The organism is Streptomyces sp. NPDC002574, from assembly GCF_042889545.1.
In the GTDB taxonomy this organism is placed as follows: domain Bacteria; phylum Actinomycetota; class Actinomycetes; order Streptomycetales; family Streptomycetaceae; genus Actinacidiphila.
Genome location: NZ_JBIARB010000003.1, coordinates 412,096 through 432,370, shown reverse-complemented (window position 1 = coordinate 432,370; position 20,275 = coordinate 412,096). Strand labels below are relative to the sequence as shown.

At 71.2% G+C, this 20,275-nt stretch carries 17 protein-coding genes; all 17 read right to left on the bottom strand.

The annotated features are described in order from the left end of the window. Window positions 1–57: 57 nt before the first annotated feature. The gene (gene gatB, locus ACFYXS_RS08845) at window positions 58–1,566 is read right to left on the bottom strand and encodes an Asp-tRNA(Asn)/Glu-tRNA(Gln) amidotransferase subunit GatB (protein WP_389245412.1); all 1,509 of its coding nucleotides are present in this window, start codon (window positions 1,564–1,566) and stop codon (window positions 58–60) included. Window positions 1,567–1,590: 24 nt separating this feature from the next. Next, complete coding sequence (locus ACFYXS_RS08840; RefSeq protein ID WP_319659821.1) at window positions 1,591–1,830, bottom strand: hypothetical protein; 240 nt, start codon at window positions 1,828–1,830, stop codon at window positions 1,591–1,593. Further along, a complete protein-coding gene (gatA, locus tag ACFYXS_RS08835) occupies window positions 1,827–3,320 on the bottom strand; it encodes an Asp-tRNA(Asn)/Glu-tRNA(Gln) amidotransferase subunit GatA (protein WP_389245410.1) in 1,494 nt (497 codons plus the stop codon). Before gatA ends, ACFYXS_RS08840 begins: the two co-directional genes overlap by 4 nt. A gap of 5 nt (window positions 3,321–3,325) precedes the next feature. Continuing rightward, on the bottom strand, window positions 3,326–3,622 hold the full coding sequence (gene gatC / locus ACFYXS_RS08830) for an Asp-tRNA(Asn)/Glu-tRNA(Gln) amidotransferase subunit GatC (RefSeq protein WP_319659825.1): 297 nt from the start codon (window positions 3,620–3,622) through the stop codon (window positions 3,326–3,328). 205 nt (window positions 3,623–3,827) lie between these two features. Further along, window positions 3,828–5,936: a putative bifunctional diguanylate cyclase/phosphodiesterase gene (locus ACFYXS_RS08825; RefSeq protein ID WP_389245407.1), complete on the bottom strand. Its 2,109-nt coding sequence runs from the start codon at window positions 5,934–5,936 to the stop codon at window positions 3,828–3,830. A gap of 214 nt (window positions 5,937–6,150) precedes the next feature. Continuing rightward, entirely contained in the window at window positions 6,151–8,379 is a 2,229-nt protein-coding gene (gene ligA, locus ACFYXS_RS08820; RefSeq protein WP_389245405.1) for an NAD-dependent DNA ligase LigA, read from the bottom strand. A gap of 7 nt (window positions 8,380–8,386) precedes the next feature. Further along, window positions 8,387–9,400 carry a methionine synthase gene (locus ACFYXS_RS08815; protein ID WP_389245829.1) on the bottom strand — a complete coding sequence of 338 codons (1,014 nt, stop codon included), beginning with the start codon at window positions 9,398–9,400 and terminating at the stop codon, window positions 8,387–8,389. A 9-nt stretch (window positions 9,401–9,409) separates the two neighbouring features. Beyond that, window positions 9,410–10,099 (bottom strand): SDR family oxidoreductase, encoded by a 690-nt coding sequence (locus ACFYXS_RS08810; RefSeq protein WP_389245403.1) that lies wholly within the window; start codon window positions 10,097–10,099, stop codon window positions 9,410–9,412. 25 nt (window positions 10,100–10,124) lie between these two features. Next, a complete protein-coding gene (locus ACFYXS_RS08805) occupies window positions 10,125–10,664 on the bottom strand; it encodes a TIGR00730 family Rossman fold protein (RefSeq protein ID WP_389245401.1) in 540 nt (179 codons plus the stop codon). Window positions 10,665–10,731: 67 nt separating this feature from the next. Continuing rightward, a complete protein-coding gene (gene mnmA, locus ACFYXS_RS08800) occupies window positions 10,732–11,895 on the bottom strand; it encodes a tRNA 2-thiouridine(34) synthase MnmA (protein ID WP_389245399.1) in 1,164 nt (387 codons plus the stop codon). A gap of 24 nt (window positions 11,896–11,919) precedes the next feature. Further along, window positions 11,920–13,089 carry a cysteine desulfurase family protein gene (locus tag ACFYXS_RS08795; protein ID WP_389245397.1) on the bottom strand — a complete coding sequence of 390 codons (1,170 nt, stop codon included), beginning with the start codon at window positions 13,087–13,089 and terminating at the stop codon, window positions 11,920–11,922. 110 nt (window positions 13,090–13,199) lie between these two features. Beyond that, window positions 13,200–13,868, bottom strand: coding sequence for a trimeric intracellular cation channel family protein (locus ACFYXS_RS08790; RefSeq protein ID WP_389245395.1), 669 nt, complete (start codon window positions 13,866–13,868; stop codon window positions 13,200–13,202). 54 nt (window positions 13,869–13,922) lie between these two features. After that, entirely contained in the window at window positions 13,923–14,987 is a 1,065-nt protein-coding gene (locus ACFYXS_RS08785; protein WP_389245393.1) for an ABC transporter ATP-binding protein, read from the bottom strand. Window positions 14,988–14,998: 11 nt separating this feature from the next. Further along, window positions 14,999–16,060 (bottom strand): ABC transporter ATP-binding protein, encoded by a 1,062-nt coding sequence (locus ACFYXS_RS08780; protein ID WP_389245827.1) that lies wholly within the window; start codon window positions 16,058–16,060, stop codon window positions 14,999–15,001. A 200-nt stretch (window positions 16,061–16,260) separates the two neighbouring features. After that, the gene (locus ACFYXS_RS08775) at window positions 16,261–17,274 is read right to left on the bottom strand and encodes an ABC transporter permease (RefSeq protein ID WP_389245391.1); all 1,014 of its coding nucleotides are present in this window, start codon (window positions 17,272–17,274) and stop codon (window positions 16,261–16,263) included. A 77-nt stretch (window positions 17,275–17,351) separates the two neighbouring features. Continuing rightward, a complete protein-coding gene (locus ACFYXS_RS08770) occupies window positions 17,352–19,115 on the bottom strand; it encodes an ABC transporter substrate-binding protein (protein WP_389245389.1) in 1,764 nt (587 codons plus the stop codon). A 65-nt stretch (window positions 19,116–19,180) separates the two neighbouring features. Continuing rightward, the gene (locus tag ACFYXS_RS08765; RefSeq protein WP_389245387.1) at window positions 19,181–20,179 is read right to left on the bottom strand and encodes an ABC transporter permease; all 999 of its coding nucleotides are present in this window, start codon (window positions 20,177–20,179) and stop codon (window positions 19,181–19,183) included. Between the last annotated feature and the right edge of the window lie 96 nt (window positions 20,180–20,275).

The following is a 20,275-nucleotide window of genomic DNA, read 5'->3' as shown; positions in this document are numbered from 1 at the left end:
CCACGGGAGCCCGCCCCTTCCTGCGATGCCGCGCCGGCCGTGGCGGCCGTGGCGGGATCAGCCCTGCACGCCGAGCTTCTCCAGCACCAGTTCGCGGACGCGCTTGGCGTCCGCCTGGCCACGGGTGATCTTCATGACGGCGCCGATGAGGGCGCCGGCCGCGGCCAGGTTGCCGCCGCGGATCTTGTCGGCGACCGCCGCGTTGGCCGCGATGGCCTCGTCGACGGCCGCGCCGAGCGCGCCCTCGTCCGAGACGACCTTCAGGCCGCGCTTGTCGACGACCTCGTCCGGGCCGCCCTCGCCGTCCAGCACGCCCTCGATGACCTGGCGGGCCAGCTTGTCGTTGAGCGAGCCCTCGGCCACCAGTGCCGACACCCGGGCCACCTGGGCCGGGGTGATCGGCAGCGCGGTCAGCTCCACGCCGTCCTCGTTGGAACGGCGGGCCAGCTCGCCCATCCACCACTTGCGGGCGGACGCCGAGTCGGCGCCGGCCTCGATGGTGGCGACGATCAGGTCGATCGCGCCCGCGTTGAGCACCGACTGCATCTCGTGGTCCGAGATGCCCCAGCCCTCTTGGAGGCGCTTGCGCCGCAGCCGCGGGAGCTCCGGCAGCCCGCCCCGCAGTTCCTCGACCCACTCCCGGGCCGGGGCCACGGGAACGAGGTCGGGCTCCGGGAAGTACCGGTAGTCCTCCGCCTCCTCCTTGATGCGGCCGGAGGTGGTGGAGCCGGTGTCCTCGTGGAAGTGCCGGGTCTCCTGGACGATCGTGCCGCCCGAGGAGAGCACCGCCGCGTGCCGCTGGACCTCGAAGCGGACGGCCCGCTCGACGCTGCGCAGCGAGTTGACGTTCTTGGTCTCGCTGCGGGTGCCGAACTTCTCCCGGCCGATGGGGCGCAGCGACAGGTTCACGTCGCAGCGCATCTGGCCCATCTCCATGCGGGCCTCGGAGACGCCCAGCGCCTTGATCAGCTCGCGCAGCTCGGTGACGTACGCCTTCGCGACCTCGGGAGCGCGCTCGCCGGCGCCCTCGATCGGCTTGGTGACGATCTCGATCAGCGGGATGCCGGCCCGGTTGTAGTCCAGCAGCGAGTGCGAGGCGCCGTGGATGCGGCCGGTGGCGCCGCCCACGTGGGTGGACTTGCCGGTGTCCTCCTCCATGTGGGCGCGCTCGATCTCCACGCGGAAGACCTCGCCGTCCTCCAGCTGCACGTCGAGGTAGCCGTTGAAGGCGATCGGCTCGTCGTACTGGGAGGTCTGGAAGTTCTTCGGCATGTCCGGGTAGAAGTAGTTCTTCCGGGCGAAGCGGCACCACTCGGCGATCTCGCAGTTGAGCGCGAGACCGATCTTGATGGCGGACTCGACGCCGGTCGCGTTGACGGCCGGGAGTGCGCCGGGCATGCCCAGGCACACCGGGCACACCTGGCTGTTCGGCTCGGCGCCCAGCGTGGTGGAGCAGCCGCAGAACATCTTCGTCTTGGTGCCGAGCTCGACGTGGACCTCAAGGCCCATCACCGGGTCGTAGGACGCGAGCGCGTCCTCGTAGGACACCAGGTCCGTGACGGTCACAGTTCGATACCTCTCAGTTCCCCGTCAGGATGACAAGACGTCGTCGTCGCCGAGCCGGCGCAGCTGGCGGACCAGCAGGGCGACGCCGGTCGCGATCGCCGCGGCGCTGACGACCGCGTCGATCAGCAGGAGCGTGTCGCTCTCGGCCCGGCCCTTCTTCACCTGCCGCGCGACGCTGACCGCGCCGAAGAGCGTGGTGCCGATGGACAGGTAGGTGCCGGACTTGCTCTTCTTGAAGCCCTTGGCCTTCTCGAGCTTGCTCACAGGATCGGTGCCTCCTCCAGCAGCGGGTGCCCCCAGCGTGCGGTGAAGGCCGCCTCGACGGCCGCACCGACACGGTAGAGCCGGTCGTCGGCCATGGCCGGGGCGATGATCTGCAGCCCGACCGGGAGCCCGTCCTCGGACGCGAGGCCGCAGGGCACCGACATGGCGGAGTTGCCCGCCAGGTTGGCCGGGATGGTGCACAGGTCGGCGAGGTACATCGCCATGGGGTCGTCCACCCGCTCCCCGATCGGGAAGGCGGTGGTCGGGGTGGTCGGCGAGATCACCACGTCGACCTGCCCGAAGGCACGCTCGAAGTCCCGCGAGATCAGGGTGCGGACCTTCTGGGCGCTGCCGTAGTACGCGTCGTAGTAGCCGGAGCTGAGCGCGTACGTGCCGAGCATGATGCGGCGCTTGACCTCGGGGCCGAAGCCGGCCTCGCGGGTGAGGGCGGTGACGTCCTCGGCGCTGCGGGTGCCGTCGTCGCCGACCCGCAGGCCGTAGCGCAGGCCGTCGAAGCGGGCCAGGTTGGACGAGGCCTCGGACGGCGCGATCAGGTAGTACGCGGCGAGCGCGTACTGGAACGACGGGCAGGACAGCTCCACGACCTCGGCGCCGAGCTCGCGCAGCAGCTCCACGGAGTCGTTGAACCGCTCCATGACGCCGGCCTGGTAGCCCTCGCCCGCGAACTCCTTGACGACGCCGACCCGCAGGCCCTTGACGTCGGCGTTGCGCGCGGCCTCCACGACCGGCGGGACCGGCGCGTTGATGGAGGTGGAGTCCATCGGGTCGTAGCCCGCGATGACCTCGTGCAGCAGCGCGGCGTCGAGCACCGTGCGGGCGCAGGGGCCGCCCTGGTCCAGGGAGGAGCTGAACGCCACCATGCCGTAGCGGGAGACGCCGCCGTAGGTCGGCTTGACGCCGACCGTGCCGGTGACGGCGGCCGGCTGGCGGATGGAACCGCCGGTGTCGGTGCCGATGGCCAGCGGGGCCTGGAAGGAGGCGAGGGCGGCGGAGGAGCCGCCGCCGGAGCCGCCGGGGATCCGTGTGAGGTCCCACGGGTTGCCGGTCGGGCCGTAGGCGCTGTTCTCGGTGGAGGACCCCATGGCGAACTCGTCCATGTTGGTCTTGCCGAGGATGACGATGCCGGCCTGCTTGAGGCGGGCGGTCAGCGTCGCGTCGTACGGCGGGATCCAGCCTTCGAGGATCTTGGAGCCGACGGTCGTCGGGATGCCCTTGGTGGTGAAGATGTCCTTCAGGGCCAGCGGGACGCCCGCGAGGGGGCCCAGCTTCTCGCCGGCGGCACGCTTGTCGTCGACGGCCTTGGCCGCCTTCAGGGCGCCCTCGGTGTCCACGTGCAGGAAGGCGTGCACCTTCTCGTCGACCGCGGCGATGCGGTCCAGGTGGGCCTTGGCGACCTCGACGGCGGAGGTCTCGCCGGAGGCGACGGCGGCCGCGGTCTGCGCGGCGGTGAGCCTGGTCAGTTCGCTCATCGTGATCAGTCCTCCCCCAGGATCTGCGGCACCTTGAAACGCTGCTGTTCCTGTGCGGGGGCGCCGGACAGCGCCTCCGCCGGGGTCAGGCTGGGCCGGACCTCGTCAGGGCGCATGACATTCGTCAGCGGCAGCGGGTGGGAGGTCGGCGGTACGTCCTCGCCGGCCACCTCGGCGACGCGGGCGACCGCGCCGATGATGGCGTCGAGCTGTCCGGCGAAGTGGTCGAGCTCTTCGTCCTTCAGCTCAAGACGCGACAGCCGTCCGAGGTGGGCGACCTCCTCGCGCGTGATGCCTGGCATGCAGCGATCCTCTGGGGGTGAGTTCGGTCTTTTCGCGCCCAATCCTATGGGCGCGGGCGCCCCGGGGGCGAAACGGTTTGCGCTCCCCGCCGTCCGCGGGTCCGTCCGGCTGCCCCTGGGGCCCGTGGTGCCTCTGTGGCGGACGCGGCCGCGGCGCCGGTTTTCCGGAGCGCGGCGGTAGGCCACCCGGACGCCCGGGGGCGGGTCACTGGGCGTCGGGGACGGCGGCGCGCTCCTTGGCGGCTTCCAGCTCGGCGGGCCGGTGCCAGCCGACGTGGCTGCGCAGCCGCAGCCAGGCGGTGGCCTCGTCCGGGGGCATGGCGGCGGCGACGAGCCACCCCTGGATGGCGTCGCAGCCGAGGTCGCGCAGGCGCTCCCACGTCAAGTCGTCCTCGACGCCCTCCGCCACGACGAGGAGGCCGAGGGAGTGCGCGAGGTCGATCGTGCAGCGCACGATCTCCGCGTCCTCGGCGTCGACCACGAGGCGGGCGACGAACGAGCGGTCGATCTTGAGTTCGCTCACCGGCAGGCGCCGGAGGTGGACCAGGGAGGAGTAGCCGGTGCCGAAGTCGTCCAGGGACATCTTCACGCCGTGGCCGGTGAGCCCGGCCATCGTGTCCGCGGCGCGCTGCGGGTCGTCCAGCAGCACGTGCTCGGTGATCTCCAGCTGCAGCGCCCCCGGCGGGACGCCGTGCCGGGCCAGTCGCGCAGCGACGGCCCCGGCGAAGCCCGGCGAGTGGACGTCGCGCGGGGAGACGTTGACCGCGACGGGCACGTCGAGGCCCATCGCACGCCAGCGGGCGACCTGGCCGAGCGCGGTCTCCAGGACGTACTCGGTCAGCTGCGGCATCAGCCCGGAGGTCTCGGCGATGGCGATGAACTCCTCGGGGCTCACCCGTCCCCGCTCCGGATGGACCCAGCGCACCAGCGCCTCCAGCCCGGCGACGTGCCCGTCGAAGCGCACCTTGGGCTGGTAGTGGAGCTCGACCTCGCCCCGGTCCAGGGCACGGCGCAGATCGCCGAGCAGACCGAGCCGGTCGGGTGTGTTGCCGTCGCGGGAGGACTCGTAGACCTCGACCCCGCTGCGGTCACGTTTCGCCTGGTACATCGCGACGTCGGCGCGGCGCAGCAGGCCCTCGGCGTCGGAGGCGTGATCGGGGAAGACGGCGACCCCGGCGCTGGCCTCCAGCACCAGGGTCAGGCCGTCGAGACTGAGGGGTGAGCCGAGGGCCGCGACCAGGGCGCGGGCGATGCGCTGGGCCCGGGTGGGCGAGTCGCAGGTGGGGAGGAGCACGGCGAACTCGTCGCCGCCGAGCCGGGCCGCCTCGGCGCCGCGCGGCAGGGCCAGCCGCAGCCGGTCGGCTATCTGCAGCAGCAGGCGGTCGCCGGCCATGTGGCCGAGGGTGTCGTTGACGGAGCGGAACTTGTCGAGGTCGATCAGGACGAGCGCGGTCCGTGTGCCCTCACGGTCTGCTTCCTCGAGCGCCGTCCAGGTGCGTTCCAGCAGCCACTGACGATTCGGCAGTCCGGTCAGCGGATCGCGCAACTGCTCCTCGGCGCGCGCGTGGGCGATCCACAAGGTGGAGTCCAATGCGATGAGCGGCACGGCGAACAGCGGGAGCAGCAGCGGCAGATCGGCCGCCACGATGATGATCAGCGGGGAGATCCCGAGCAGCGCCACACCGACGAAGCCCTGGCGTATCAGGGCGGTCCTGGCCACCGTCGGCAGGGCGCCGGCCCGCGGCACGATCGCGTACCACAGGAGGGTCCGGGTCGCAGCCAGGTAGGCGAGTGCGGCGCCGAACACCGACGGGATCGCTCCCATCCCCCAAGTGGCGGGTTGCCAGGGGTGTTCGACGGTCGGGTGGATGCCGAACCCGGACAGCGCGAGCGAGGCGGCGCCGATGCCGAGGATGTCCACGGCGCCGTGCAGCACGGCCTGCCGCCAGCGGTGCCGGCGGGCCGTGCCGACCAGTACCACCACGGCCAGGCTCACCAGGACCGCGGGCACCCAGCCGTACAGCAGCAGCATCGCCAGCGTCAGGGCGGCGCCGGAGCCGGTGCCGCCCCACCAGCGGTCGCGGCCCATCGCGACGAGGTGGCCGACGATGATGCCGGTGAGCACGGCGAAAGCCCAGCCCACGTCACCGCCCGGGAAGAACGCGGCGCCGTCCAGCACCATCCGGACGACGCCCACCAGAAGGGCCGCCGTGGCCGCGCCCAAGACCGCGTAGCGCAGTGCCGCGGCAGGCAGCACCGGCACGGTCTGCCGGCGCAGCCGTGGCGCCGGTCCGGCGCTGTCCGTCGGTTCCATGCCCGTCCCTCTCGCAGCCGCGTGTGCCGTCGAACCACACGCCCTGCCCGCGGCGTGGAGCCGCGGAACCGCTGCAGGGCAGATGCCCGGAAGGCGCGCCTCTCAACAGTAGGCCGCCAAAGGCTGCCACGGGCACCGATCGGCAGGGGTTGCCCGAATGGATACCGGGCTCCCGGAACGTTCTGGTATGGGCCGAAAGGGTGGTGATGGGCCGTCACTCAGCGGGGTTCACGGTGACCTCCCGGGCGGCGTCCGCTCCCTGCTCCAGCAGCACGGCGAACCCGGCCTCGTCCAGGATCGGCACCTTGAGCTGCACCGCCTTGTCGTACTTGGAGCCGGGGCTGTCGCCGACCACCACGAAGTCGGTCTTCTTCGACACCGAGCCGGTGACCTTGGCGCCGCGGCTCGTCAGTTGGTCCTTGGCACCGTCACGGGTGTGCGTGGCGAGGGTGCCGGTGACGACCACGGTCAGCCCCTCCAGGGGGCGCGGCCCCTCGTCGGAGCCCTCCTCGGTGAAGCGGACACCGGCCGCCTTCCACTTGCGCAGGATCTCGCGGTGCCACTCCTCCTCGTGCCACTGCTTGAGGGAGGCGGCGATGATGCCGCCGACCCCGTCCACACCGGCCAGCCGCTCCTCGTCCGCGGCGAAGACGGCGTCCAGGTCCCGGAACTCGCGGGCGAGCGCCTCGGCGGCGACGGGGCCGACGTGACGGATCGACAGCCCGGCGATGATCCTGGCGAGCGGCTGCTCCTTGGCCTTCTGGATGTTCTCCAGCATGGCCACGGCGTTCTTCTTCAGCTCGCCCTGCTGGTTGGCGAAGACCGAGACGACCTTCTCCTGACCCGTCTTCGGGTCGCGCTTGGGCAGGCCGCTGTTCTGGTCGAGCACATGCGCGCGAATGGGCAGCAGCTGCTCGGGGGTCAGGTCGAACAGGTCGCCCTCGTCGCGCAGCGGCGGCTCGGCGGGCTCCAGCGGCCGGGTCAGCGCGGCGGAGGCGACGTAACCGAAGTTCTCGATGTCCAGGCAGTTACGGCCGGTCAGGTAGAACACCCGTTCCCGGATCTGCGCCGGGCAGCCCCGCGCGTTGGGGCAGCGGAGGTCGATGTCGCCCTCCTTCATCGGCCGCAGCGGGGTGCCGCACTCGGGGCACTCGGCGGGCATCACGAACGCGCGCTCGCTGCCGTCCCGCAGGTCGACGACCGGGCCGAGGATCTCGGGGATGACGTCCCCCGCCTTGCGCAGCACGACCGTGTCACCGATCAGCACACCCTTGGCCTTGACCACGTCCTGGTTGTGCAGGGTGGCGAACTCGACCTCGGAACCGGCGACCTTCACCGGCTCGACCACCGCGTACGGCGTCACCCGGCCCGTGCGGCCGACACCGACCCGGATGTCCACCAGCTTGGAGTTGACCTCCTCCGGGGCGTACTTCCAGGCGATGGCCCAGCGCGGGGCCCGGGCGGTGGAGCCGAGCCGGCCCTGCAACGGGATCTCGTCCACCTTGACGACGATGCCGTCGATCTCGTGCTCGACGTCGTGGCGGTGCTCGCCGTAGTAGGCGATGGCCTCCTTGACCCCGGCCATCGTGTCCACGACGCGGGCGTACTTGGTCGTGGGCAGGCCCCACTCGTGCAGCAGCTCGTAGGCGTGCGACTGGCAGTCGATCGTGAAGCCGTCGCGGGCGCCGATGCCGTGCACCACCATGTGCAGCGGCCGGCTCGCGGTGACCCGCGGGTCCTTCTGGCGCAGGGAACCGGCGGCGGCGTTGCGCGGGTTGGCGAAGGGCTTGTCGCCCGCCTCGACCAGGCGGGCGTTGAGCTCCTGGAACTTCTCCATGGGGAAGAAGACCTCGCCGCGGATCTCGACCAGGGCGGGCACCCGCTCCCCCGCCAGCCGGTCCGGGATCTCGGCGATCGTGCGCACATTGGGCGTGATGTCCTCGCCCGACCGGCCGTCGCCGCGGGTGGCGGCGCGCACCAGGCGCCCGTTCTCGTACGTGAGGTTGACGGCGAGGCCGTCGACCTTGAGCTCGCACAGGAAGTGGTAGGTGCCGCCGTCGCCGGCCGGGGGGCCGAGCTCGCCGGCGAGCCGGTCCGCCCAGGCGTCGAGCTCCTCCTCGGTGAAGGCGTTGTCGAGGGAGAGCATGCGCTCGCGGTGCTCGACCGAGGTGAACTCGGTCTCGTAGGCGCCGGAGACCTTCTGGGTGGGCGAGTCCGGGGTGCGCAGCGAGGGGTGCTCGTCCTCCAGTGCCTCCAACTGCCGCAGCAGTTTGTCGAAGTCGGCGTCGCTGACGACCGGCTGGTCCTTGACGTAGTAGCGGAAGCGGTGCTCCTCGACCTGCTCGGCCAGCGAGGCGTGCAGCTCGCGCGCGCTCGCCGGCACGTCCTCGTTCCTGGCGCCCTCGGGGATCTCGGAGTTCTCCACGTACACGTCCTTCCTCACTCAGGGCTCACTCAGGGTTGTCGACGAGCGAGCGTGCCGCCTTTGCGCAGTGCGTGAGCGCGGCACGGGCATAGGCCGGGGAGGCCCCTGCCAGACCGCAGGCCGGGGTGACCGCCACGGAGGTGCCCAGAGCCTCCGGGGACAGCCCCAGCCTGCGCCACAGCGCCCGAACACCACTGACGCTACCGGCAGGGTCCGACAATGGGGCGTCGGTGCCGGGCACGACACCGGTGAAGAGCGCGGTCCCCGCCTCGGCCGCCTCACCGAAGGCGTCCCAGTCACGCTCCGTGAGCAGCGAGAAATCGAACGACACCCCGGCCACCCCGGCGCGCCGCAGCAGCGCGAACGGCACGTCCGGCGCGCACGAGTGCACGATCACCGGCACCCCGCCCGCCGCGGCCATGACGTCCCGGAGCCCGCCCTCGACCACACCGCGGTCGACCGCGCGGTGCGTCCGATAGCCGCTGGCCGTCCTGACCTGCCCGCGCAGCACGGCGGTCAACGACGGCTCGTCCAGCTGCAGCACGGGACGCGCGCCCGGGATCCTGCGGCGGACGTCCTCCACGTGCAGCCGCAGCCCCTCGCCGAGCGACTCCGCCAGGTCGCGGCAGGCCCCCGGGTCGGACAGGGCCGCCTCGCCGGTCTTCAGCTCGACCGCCGCCGCCAGCGTCCACGGACCGACCGCCTGGATCTTCAGCGGACCCTGGTAGCCCTGGGTGAACTCCTCCAGCGCGTCGAGGTCCTCCCCCAGCCACGCCTTTGCGCGCCGGGTGTCCCGGCCCGGCCGGTCCCCGAACCGCCAGCCGCTGGGCTCCACCCGCGCGTACAGCTCGACGAGCAGGCCGAGACTGCGCCCGATCATGTCGGCACCGGGGCCGCGCGAGGGCAGCTCCGGCAGGAACGGCAGCGCCTCCACCGCCCCCGTCGCCGTGCGCGCCGCCTCGCGCGCGTCGCCGCCCGGCAGGGAGCCGACGCCGGTGGCGGTGCCCTCGGCCAGTACGAACCGCTCTTCCTCGCCCATGGCCATCGGTCAGACCCCCGGCCGGACCGTCAGGTCGTTGATCTCGGCGTCCCGCGGGAGGTCGAGGGCCGTCAGGATCGTCGTCGCCACCGACTCCGGGTCGATCCAGCGGGAGGCGTCGTACGGCTTGCCCTCCTGCTGGTGCACCTTGGCCTGCATGGGCGTCGCGGTGCGGCCCGGGTAGACGGAGGTGACCCGCACCCCGGCGCCGTGCTCCTCCTCGCGGAGCGAGTCGGCGAGCGCCTTCAGGCCGTGCTTGCTGGCCGCGTAGGCGCCCCACGCGGCGTGCGCGTTGAGGCCGGCGCCGGAGTTGACGAAGAGCACGTGGCCGCGGGACAGCCGCAGTTGGGGCAGGAGAAGACGGGTCAGTTCGGCGGGGCCTACGAGGTTGGCCGCCAGCGTCTGGTTCCAGATCTTCGGGGTCAGCTCGCCGATCGGGGCCAGGTCCACGACGCCCGCCACGTGCAGCAGGGAGTCCAGGCGGTCCGGCGGCTCCTGGTGGCCCAGCGCCCACGACAGCCGCTCGGGCTCGGCCAGGTCGCCGACGAGCGTACGGGCCCCGGGGAAGCGGGCGGCGAGCTCCTTGGCGCGTCCGGCGTCGCGGGCCAGCAGCCACAGCTCGTCGCCGCGGTCGAGCAGGCGCCGCGTCACGGCGGCGCCGATGCCGGAACCGGCTCCGGTGATCAGGTGAATCGACATGGCCCCATGCTCGCATCACCCGGGCTCACACGATGCCCGCGGTCTCCTCCAGATAGGCGAGCGCCGAGACCTCGTCCTCCGCGAAGAACACCAGGTCGGTCAGGGGCAGCGGCAGGAAGCCCTCCGCGTCCATGCGCTGGAACTGCTCCTTCAGCCCGTCGTAGAAGCCGGCGGTGTTGAGCAGGACGACCGGCTTGGTGTGCAGGCCGTGCTTCTTCAGCTCCAGGATCTCGGTGGCCTCGTCCAGCGTGCCCGTGCCGCCCACCATGACCACCACGGCGTCGGCGCGGGCCAGCAGCTCCGCCTTGCGTTCGGCGAGGTCCGCGGCGATCACCATCTCGTCGGCGTTCTTGCGGGCCTTGGCCGCCAGGAACTCCACGGAGACCCCGACCAGCCGGCCGCCGTGCTCCTGCACCCCGTCGGCCAGCAGCTTCATCAGACCCACGTCCGAGCCGCCCCACACCAGCGTGTGGCCGCCTTTGCCGATCAACTCGGCGAACCGGCGGGCCGGTTCGGTGTAGCGGGCGTCCAGGTCGGCGGCGGAGAGGAAGACACAGATGTTCATACGGCCCAGTCTTCCGTATCGCCGCACCGCGAGCGCCCGGCGCGGGTGACGCGGGCGGTACGGACCGTCAGGCCGAGGCGGCGGCGCGGGCGCGGCGCTCGGTGGCGGCGATGGTGGCCGAGCCGACGACGCGGGTGCCCTCGTACAGCACGACCGCCTGGCCCGGCGCGACACCGCGGACGGGGTCGCCGGTGAAGCGCACGCGCAGTTCCTCCCCGGCCAGTTCGGCCAGGACCGGCACGTCCTCGCCGTGCGCGCGCAGCTGCGCGGTGTACGCCCGCGGGCCGTCCCCGACCGGCGCGGTGCCGCACCAGCGCGGCCGGATGGCGGTGAGCGCGGTGACGTCCAGGGCGTCGGCGGGGCCGACCGTGACGGTGTTGTCCACCGGCGAGATGTCCAGGACGTAGCGGGGCTTGCCGTCGTCCGCCGGGACGCCGAGCCGCAGGCCCTTGCGCTGGCCGACGGTGAAGCCGTAGGCGCCGTCGTGGGTGCCGAGGCGGTTGCCGTCCTCGTCGAGGATGTCGCCCTCGGCGGTGCCGAGCCGGCGCGCGAGGAAGCCCTGGGTGTCCCCGTCGGCGATGAAGCAGATGTCGTGGCTGTCCGGCTTCTTCGCCACCGACAGACCGCGGCGGGCCGCCTCCGCCCGGATCTCGTCCTTGGTGGTGAGGGTGTCGCCGAGCGGGAACATCGCGTGCGCCAGCTGCCGCTCGTCCAGCACGCCGAGGACGTACGACTGGTCCTTGGCGGCGTCGGAGGCGCGGTGCAGCTCGCGGCCGCCGTCGTCGTTGACGACCACGGTGGCGTAGTGGCCGGTGCACACGGCGTCGAAGCCCAGCGCGATCGCCTTGTCCAGCAGCGCCGCGAACTTGATCTTCTCGTTGCAGCGCAGGCAGGGGTTGGGGGTGCGGCCGGCGGCGTACTCGGCGACGAAGTCGTCGACCACGTCGGCACGGAAGCGCTCGGCCAGGTCCCAGATGTAGAAGGGGATGCCGATCACGTCGGCGGCACGGCGGGCGTCGTTGCTGTCCTCGATCGTGCAGCAGCCGCGCGCGCCGGTGCGGAACGACTGGGGGTTCGCGGACAGCGCCAGGTGCACGCCGGTCACGTCGTGCCCCGCTTCGGCGGCACGGGCGGCCGCGACGGCCGAGTCGACGCCACCGCTCATCGCGGCGAGCACGCGGAGGCGACGGCCGTCGCCAGGGCCTGTGGGTGCACCGGGGAAGTCAGTCATAGCGCCTTCAAGAATACGCGCGCGTCAGGACAGTCCCGCGCTGCGGGCGCGGGCGACGACCGGGGCGATGGCGGTCACGAGCGCGTCGACGTCGGCCGGGGTGGAGGTGTGGCCGAGGGAGAAGCGCAGGGAGCCGCGCGCGAGGTCGGGGTCGGCACCGGTGGCGAGCAGCACGTGGCTGGGCTGGGGGACGCCGGCGGTGCAGGCGGAGCCCGTGGAGCACTCGATGCCCTGGGCGTCCAGGAGCAGGAGCAGGGAGTCGCCCTCGCAGCCGGGGAAGGAGAAGTGGGCGCTGGAGGGCAGGCGGCCCTCCGGGGCGGGGTCGCCGTTGAGGATGGCGTCCGGAACGGCTGCGCGGACCCGGGAGACCAGGTCGTCGCGCAGGGCTCCGACGTCCCGGACGAACTCCTGGCGGCGCTCGGCCGCGAGGGTGCCCGCGGCGGCGAAGGACGCGACCGCGGGGACGTCGAGGGTGCCGGAGCGCACGCCGCGCTCCTGGCCGCCGCCGTGCAGCAGCGGCACGGGGCCCACCTCGCGGCGCAGCACCAGGGCGCCGACGCCGTACGGGCCGCCGACCTTGTGGCCGGTGACGGTCATCGCGTCGAGTCCCGAGGCCGCGAAGTCCACCTCGGCCTGGCCGAGCGCCTGGACCGCGTCCGAGTGCAGAGGTACGTCGAACTCCCGGGCGACGGCGCTGAGTTCCTGGATCGGCATGATCGTGCCGACCTCGTTGTTGGCCCACATCACGGTGGCCAGGGCGACGTCGTGCGGATCGCGGGCGATGGCCTCGCGCAGCGCCTCGGCGTGCACCCGCCCGTAGCCGTCGACGGGCAGCCACTCGACGCGCGCGCCCTCGTGCTCGGCGAGCCAGTCGACGGCGTCCAGCACCGCGTGGTGCTCGACGGGGCTGGCCAGCACGCGCGTGCGCCGTGGGTCGGCCGCCCGCCGGGCCCAGTACAGGCCCTTGACGGCGAGGTTGTCGGCCTCGGTGCCGCCCCCGGTGAAGACGATCTCACTGGGCCGGGCACCGAGCGCGGCGGCCAGTGCTTCGCGGGACTCCTCCACCGTGCGCCGGGCCCTTCGGCCGGCCGCGTGGAGGGAGGAGGCGTTGCCCGTGACAGCGAGCTGCGCGGTCATCGCCGCCACGGCTTCCGGCAGCATCGGTGTCGTGGCGGCGTGGTCGAAGTAGGCCATGGTGAGCCTGATTCTACGGGTCCGCCGGCCCCGCGAACCCGCCCCGGCGGCCCGTCAGGGCCACCGTCCCGGGCCGCACAGGCGCCGCCCGGCGCGCGCCGTGGCACGTCTCACACGGTGGCGGCGTCCTCCTCGGCCCGGCTGCGCCGGTGCCAGGCACGCGGGGCGCGCCAGTGGAAACGCATGGCCAGCAGCCGCAGCCCGAAGGCGCTCACCACCGCGACCACGCCGGTGCCCGGGTTCAGCGCCCCGAAGTGGATGAGCAGGGCCACGATGGTGGCCCCGACGATGGCCGGCACGGCGTACAGGTCGCGGTCCCAGCGCAGCAGGGACGGCACCTCGTTGCCGAGCAGGTCGCGCAGCACACCGCCGCCGACGGCTGTGGCCAGGCCGAGCGTGGCGGAGGCGGTGAGGTTCAGCCCGTGGTCGTAGGCCTTGGTGGTGCCGGTGACGCAGAAGAGACCGAGCCCGGCGGCGTCGAAGACGCTGATGGTGGTGTTGATCCGCTCCACGTGCGGGTGGAGGAAGAAGACCACCGCGGTCGCGATGAGCGGGGTCAGGAAGTACCCGAGGTCGGTGAAGGCGGCCGGCGGGACCGCCCCGATGATCAGGTCCCTGATCAGCCCTCCGCCCAGCGCCGTGACCTCGGCGAGCACCGCCATGCCGAAGACGTCGTAGTTCTTGCGTACGGCGAGCAGTGCGCCGGAGATCGCGAAGACGAAGATTCCGGCGAGGTCGAGCATGTGCTGGACGGAGTGGCTGAACAGTTCGGTGTGCACCGGTCCCATTGTGCCGGGAGGGCGGTGAGGGCCCGGTCGGTGCGATCGGGCCGGTCAGGCCTTGTCTGCCGCCTTCCGCGCCGGGCCCGCTCCGGCCGGGGACTCCCCGCCGGTGTTCTCCGGGTGGTGGCAGGCCACCTGGTGCCCGGTGGCCAGGGCGACCAGCGGCGGCTCGGTGGTCTTGCAGACCTCGGTCGCCTTCCAGCACCGGGTGTGGAAACGGCAGCCCGGCGGCGGCGCGATCGGCGACGGGACGTCACCGGTGAGCAGGATGCGCTCCCGCTCGGTGCGCCGCTTGGGGTCCGGCACCGGCACCGCGGAGAGCAGCGCGTTGGTGTACGGGTGCATCGGCTTGCTGTAGAGGTCCTCGCGGTCGGCGACCTCGACGACCTTGCCGAGGTACATGACCGCGATGCGGTCCGACACGTGCCGGATGACCGACAGGTCGTGCGCGATGATCAGGTACGTCAGGCCGAGCTCGCTCTGGAGGTCGTCCAGGAGGTTGACCACCTGGGCCTGGATGGAGACGTCCAGCGCGGAGACCGGCTCGTCCGCCACCACGAGCTTCGGCTTGAGCGCCAGCGCCCGGGCGATGCCGATGCGCTGCCGCTGGCCGCCGGAGAACTCGTGCGGGTAGCGGTTGTAGTGCTCGGGGTTGAGGCCGACCAGCTCCAGGAGGTTCTGCACCTCCTTCTTGATGCCGTGCTCGGTCTGCACCTTCTGCAGCGTGAACGGCGCGCCGACGATCGTGCCGACGGTGTGGCGCGGGTTCAGCGAGGAGTACGGGTCCTGGAAGATCATCTGCACATCGCGGCGGAGCGGGCGCATCCGGCCCGTGCCGAGGTGCGTGATGTCCCGGCCGTCGAACTCGATGGTCCCGCCGGTCGGTTCGAGCAGTCGGGTGATCAGCCGGCCCATGGTGGACTTGCCGCAGCCGGACTCGCCCACCACGCCCAGGGTCTCCCCCGCGTTGACGTGGAAGTCGATGCCGTCGACGGCCTTGACCGCGCCGACCTGGCGCCGCAGCAGACCCTTGGTGATCGGGAAGTGCTTGACCAGGCCGCTCACCTTGAGCAGGGCGTCCGACCCGTCGGCGGTCGACTGCTGGGGGATCGTCATCTCCTGGCCTTTCACAGCTTCGGCGCAATCTCTTCGGTCCAGATGCGCTCCCGGTCCGCCGTGCGCAGGTGGCAGGCCGCGAGGTGCCCGGCGCCGACGTCCCGCAGCTCCGGCACGACCGTGCTGCTGGCGCCGTCGGTGAGCTCCGCGTACGGGCAGCGCGGGTGGAAGGCGCACCCGGAGGGCACGTTGATGAGGCTCGGCGGCGATCCCTTGACCGGGATCAGCCGGTCCGTGCGCTCGCGGTCGATGCGCGGCATCGAGCCCAGCAGGCCCCAGGTGTAGGGGTGCTGCGGCTCGTAGAACACCTTCTCGGCGCTGCCGCGCTCCACGCACCGGCCGCCGTACATGACCAGCAGGTCGTCGGCGAGTTCCGCGACGACACCGAGGTCGTGGGTGATCATGATGACCGCGGAGCCGAACTCCTTCTGCAGATCCCGGATGAGGTCCAGGATCTGCGCCTGCACGGTCACGTCGAGCGCGGTGGTCGGCTCGTCGGCGATCAGCAGCTCGGGGTTGTTCGACAGCGCCATCGCGATCATCGCGCGCTGCCGCATACCGCCGGAGAACTGGTGCGGGTAGTCCGCGAAGCGCTTGGCGGGCTCGGGGATGCCCACCCGGTCGAGCATCTCGACGGCCCGCGCGCGGGCCGCCTTCTTGCTCACCGCGTGGTGCACCCGGTACGCCTCGACGATCTGCGCGCCCACCGTGTAGTAGGGGTGCATCGCCGACAGCGGGTCCTGGAAGATCATCGCCATCTTGCTGCCGCGCAGCCGCCGGACCCGTTCCTGCTCGGCGCCGATGAGCTCCTCGCCGTCCAGCCAGACCTCACCGGAGATGGTGGCGTTGGCCGTGCGGTGCAGGCCCATGATCCCCAGCGAGGTGACCGACTTGCCGGAACCGGACTCGCCGACGATGCCGAGGGTGCGGCCGCGACGGAGGTCGAAGCTCAGCCCGTCCACCGACTTGACCAGGCCGTCGTCGGTGTTGAAGTGGATCCTCAGGTCGCGCACCGAGAGGAACGCGCCGTCGGCGTCCGGTGGGACGGCGAGCGCGGGCTCGCCGACCGCCAGGGACGCCCGGGGCTGCTGCGCCGGGACCTCGGCGGCCGCCGGCGCGGCGGCCTCCTCGCCGGTGGAGGCGTCCGCCGCGACGTCCTCGGAGGACGCGGTGTCCTGAACGGGTTCCGTGACGGGGTCCTGCTGCGCGGGCTCGGCGTCCGCGGAGGGCTCCTCCGTCCGGGGCGAGCCGTTCGAGGTGCTGTCGGCCGTGCTCACGAGAACCTCACCCTGGGGTCGATGGCGGCGTACACAAGGTCCACCAGGAGATTGCAGACGACGATGAAGAAGGCGGCGACCAGGGTCACACCCAGCACGATCGGCAGGTCGTTGTCCCTGACCCCGTCGACTGCGTAGGCGCCGATCCCCTTGAAGGAGAAGACGTTCTCGGTGATGACCGCGCTGCCCACCAGCAGACCGAAGTCCATGCCGAAGATGGTGACGATCGGGGTGAGCGCGGCCCGCAGGCCGTGCTTGACGACGACATGGCGCTCCCGCAGGCCCTTGGCCCGCGCGGTGCGGATGTAGTCCTCACCCATCGTCTCCAGCATGCCGGCCCGGGTGAGCCGGGCGTACAGCGCGGAGTAGAGGAACGCGAGGCTGCACCAGGGCAGTAGCAGGTTCCATGCCCAGTCCGCCGGATTCTCGGTGAACGGAACGTAGTTCACTCCATCGGCCCAGATCGGCCACTGGACGGTGAACACGCCCAGCACCAGGATGCCGGTGAAGAAGATCGGGAGCGAGACGCCCGCGAGAGCCACGCCCATCGAGAGCCGGTCGAAGATCGAGCCCCGCTTGAGCGCGGAGACCACGCCCACCGCGACACCGCTGATCACCCAGAGCACCGCCGCGCCGATGGCCAGCGAGAAGGAGATCGGGATGCGGTCCTTGAGCTGCGGCCAGACCTCCACATGGGACTTGAAGGAGTAGCCGAAGCAAGGGGCGCCGCAGTGCGTCGCGTCCGGGCCGAACTTGTAGTCGGCGCCGGCGAACAAGGCCTTGAGGAAATGCCAGTACTGCTGGTACAGCGGCAGGTCGAACCCGAGGTTCTTCTTGACCGCCGCGATGGAGGCGGGGTTGGCGTCCTTACCCACGTACTGGGTCGCCAACTGGGTGGTGGTCTGCCCGCCGAGGCGGGGGACCAGGAAGAAGATCGCGAAGGTGACTGCGCTGACGACCAGCAGCAGGATCACCGCGGCGAACACGCGTCGAATGATGTACGCAGCCACAGCCGTGCGGCGTCGGGCCCGCCGGACCGGGGGTCACCCGGTCCGGCGGGACACCGATGCCTTCACCTGCCTTCCGATTACTTGGACGAACCCATCAGCAGGTAGTCGTACATTCCGAGGTACGCCTGGGTCACCGTGACGTTGGTCGCCGACGGCGGGCGGTACAGGAGGTTCTTGCGCCACAGCAGCGGCACCACCGAGGCGTTCTCCATGACCATCTTGTCGATGTCGCCCCAGGCCTTGGTACGGGCCGCGGCGTCGGTGTTGGCGATCGCGTCGGCCAGGGCCTTGTTGATGGCCGGGTCGTTCAGCTCCATCAGGTTGTTGCCACCCGAGGGCTTGATCGCGGAGCCGTCGACGATCTGGTCGAGGAAGCCGTAGCCGGTCGGCCAGTCGGCACCCCAGGCCATCATCATCAGGCCGATCTTGTGCTGGTGCACGTAGCTCGGCACACCGACGTAGTTCGAGAAGTACTTGCCGGCCGGGAAGGTCTGGATCTTGGCGTCGATGCCGACCTTCTTGAGCGAGGCCTGGATCGCGGTGGCCATGGCGACCTCGGACGGACGGTCCGTGCGCGCGGTCAGCGTGGTGCTGAAGCCGTTCGGCTTGCCGCAGGCGGTCAGGGACGCCTTGGCCTTGGCCGCGTCACCCTTGTCGCCCGGGGTCTCGTACAGGTTGAACTTGTTGAAGCCGTTGACCGACGGCGGGATCAGCGTGGAGGCGACGTCGCCCTTCACGCCACCACCGGCGGCCGCCTGGACCGAGGCCTTGTCGAGCGCCCACTGGACGGCCTTGCGGCAGTCGGCGTTGTTGAACGGCGCGACGTTGACGTTCATCGCCATGTACGAGGTCGCACCGGCGATGGAGTTGTCGCTGTTCTTCAGGTTCTTCGGGCTGGTCAGGATCTTCGGCTGGGTCTGCGGCTGCACACCGGCGCCGGCACCGTCGACCGTGCTGTTGTCGGCCAGCAGGTTGTTGTCGATGGTGAGCGGGTTGACCTTCAGCTTCAGCACGAACTTGTCCGGCAGCGCGGTGCGGATCGGGTCCGTCGCCTTGTCCCACTGCGGGTTGCGGACCAGCGTGGCACCCGAACCCTCGGTGTACGAGGAGAACTTGTACGGGCCCGTGGACTGGATGTGCTGGACGTACGTCGCGCCCGTGTCCTTCGCCGCCGGCACCGGGGCCGTCTGCGAGAACGTCGCGAGGTAGTCGAAGTCCGCGAAGGGCTTGCTCAGGTGGAAGACGATGGTCTTGTCGTCCGGGGTCTCGATGGACTTCAGGCCCTCGGGGGACTTGTCCTTGTACGGACCCTGGTACTTGTCACCGCCCTCGAGGTACGCCTTGAAGTAGGTCGGGCCGTTGGCCATGACATCGGGCGCGAAGTTGCTGCGCTCGACCGCGTACTTCACGTCCTTGGACGTGACCGGGGTGCCGTCCTCGAACTTGACGCCGTCGCGGAGCGTGTAGGTCCAGGTCTTGGCGTCCGCGGACGCCTTGCCCAGGCCGGTGGCCAGGTCCGGGACGAGCTCGAGGCCGTCCTTGCCCGCGGCGGGCTTGAACGTCAGCAGAGTGCGGCCGTACAGACGGGAGAAGTTCTGCACCCAGCCGTAGTACGTGTTGCCCGGGTCCAGGGAGTCCGGCACGTCGGAGTCTTCCATCGTGACCGTACCCCCCTTCTTGTCCGACTTGTTGACGATCTGGGTCAGGGCGGCGTCCTTGCCGGCCCCGCCCTTGCTGCTGCTGCTCGAGCCGCCGCTCTTGGAGCTGCTGCTGCACGCAGACGCGCCCAGGGCCATAGCCGTGGCAAGTGCCACTATGGCTGTTGCTTTTCTGCTGTTCATGCCGAGGTAAGCCCCCTCATTCGGTGATGTTGCTGCACAGCGGAGCGCGTTGAGCGCGCGCCGAGTCACTTGCTGCGCGGGTCGAGGGCGTCTCGCAGCCCGTCGCCCAGCAGGTTGAACGCCAAGACGGTGATGAAGATGGCCAGGCCCGGCACGAACATGTACTGCGGGTCCGCCTGGAACACGTCGACCGCGCTGGTCAGCATGTTGCCCCAGGATGCCTGCGGCGGAGCGATACCGACCCCGAGGAAGCTCAGCGCCGCCTCGAAGAGGATGTTGGTGGGGATCAGCAGCGTCGAGTAGACGAGGATCGGCGCCACCAGGTTGGGCAGCAGCTCCCGGAAGAGGATGAACGGTCCCCGGGCGCCGAGGCTGCGGGACGCGTCCACGAACTCGCGCTCCCTGAGGCTCAGGGTCTGGCCGCGCACGATGCGTCCCATGTACGGCCAGTTGAAGAAGCCGATGACGAAGATCAGCACGCAGATCCGCAGCGGCAGCCCGTTCAGGCCGAAGGCGCCGTCCTGCAGCGAGGCCGAGATCGAGATGGCGAACAGCAGCAGCGGGAAGGCCAGGAAGATGTCCATCATCCGGCTGATCAGGCTGTCCACCCAGCCGCCGTAGTAGCCGGCGACGATACCGAGGACGGTTCCGATCACGTTGGAGAGGATCGTCGCGCCGGTGGCGACCAGGAGCGAGATCCAGGAGCCCTCGATGATGCGGGCCAGGATGTCGCGTCCGAACTGCGGATCCACGCCAAGGGGGTGATCCCAGCTCATACCGCCCCAGCCGCCCTTGGGGGACAGCAGTTCGGCATCGACCAGATCCTGGTTGAAGGCGTTGGGGTCGAGATGGAAGATCATCTCGATGGGCTTGGCAAGTACCGCCAGCAGCACCAGGAGGATCACGACGACGCCACCGGCCACCGCCACCTTGTCGCGCTTGAAGCGCATCCAGGCGATCTGGCTGAGGGAACGTCCTTCGATCTGGCTCCGGGTGGCCCCGCTGAGCACAGCCTCCGGCGGTGCCTCGGTCTGTGAAGCGGTGGTCTCTATCGGTGCGGTCATGGTGAAACTGACCCCTCTCGCCGGCGGGTTACCGGCGCGCGCCCGCCGCTGTAGCGGCTTTACTCATCGGTCGTGCTCGTGGTGCTGCGGTGCTGC

What these genes read in the sequence shown, in the direction of transcription:
- ACFYXS_RS08795 (WP_389245397.1), bottom strand. Translation starts at nt 13,089, where the DNA reads ATGGCCTACTTCGACCACGCCGCCACGACACCGATGCTGCCGGAAGCC.
- ACFYXS_RS08810 (WP_389245403.1), bottom strand. Translation starts at nt 10,099, where the DNA reads ATGTCGATTCACCTGATCACCGGAGCCGGTTCCGGCATCGGCGCCGCC.
- ACFYXS_RS08770 (WP_389245389.1), bottom strand. Translation starts at nt 19,115, where the DNA reads ATGAACAGCAGAAAAGCAACAGCCATAGTGGCACTTGCCACGGCTATG.
- ACFYXS_RS08815 (WP_389245829.1), bottom strand. Translation starts at nt 9,400, where the DNA reads ATGGGCGAGGAAGAGCGGTTCGTACTGGCCGAGGGCACCGCCACCGGC.
- ACFYXS_RS08805 (WP_389245401.1), bottom strand. Translation starts at nt 10,664, where the DNA reads ATGAACATCTGTGTCTTCCTCTCCGCCGCCGACCTGGACGCCCGCTAC.
- gatC (WP_319659825.1), bottom strand. Translation starts at nt 3,622, where the DNA reads ATGCCAGGCATCACGCGCGAGGAGGTCGCCCACCTCGGACGGCTGTCG.
- gatA (WP_389245410.1), bottom strand. Translation starts at nt 3,320, where the DNA reads ATGAGCGAACTGACCAGGCTCACCGCCGCGCAGACCGCGGCCGCCGTC.
- ACFYXS_RS08785 (WP_389245393.1), bottom strand. Translation starts at nt 14,987, where the DNA reads ATGACGATCCCCCAGCAGTCGACCGCCGACGGGTCGGACGCCCTGCTC.
- ACFYXS_RS08825 (WP_389245407.1), bottom strand. Translation starts at nt 5,936, where the DNA reads ATGGAACCGACGGACAGCGCCGGACCGGCGCCACGGCTGCGCCGGCAG.
- ACFYXS_RS08765 (WP_389245387.1), bottom strand. Translation starts at nt 20,179, where the DNA reads ATGACCGCACCGATAGAGACCACCGCTTCACAGACCGAGGCACCGCCG.
- mnmA (WP_389245399.1), bottom strand. Translation starts at nt 11,895, where the DNA reads ATGACTGACTTCCCCGGTGCACCCACAGGCCCTGGCGACGGCCGTCGC.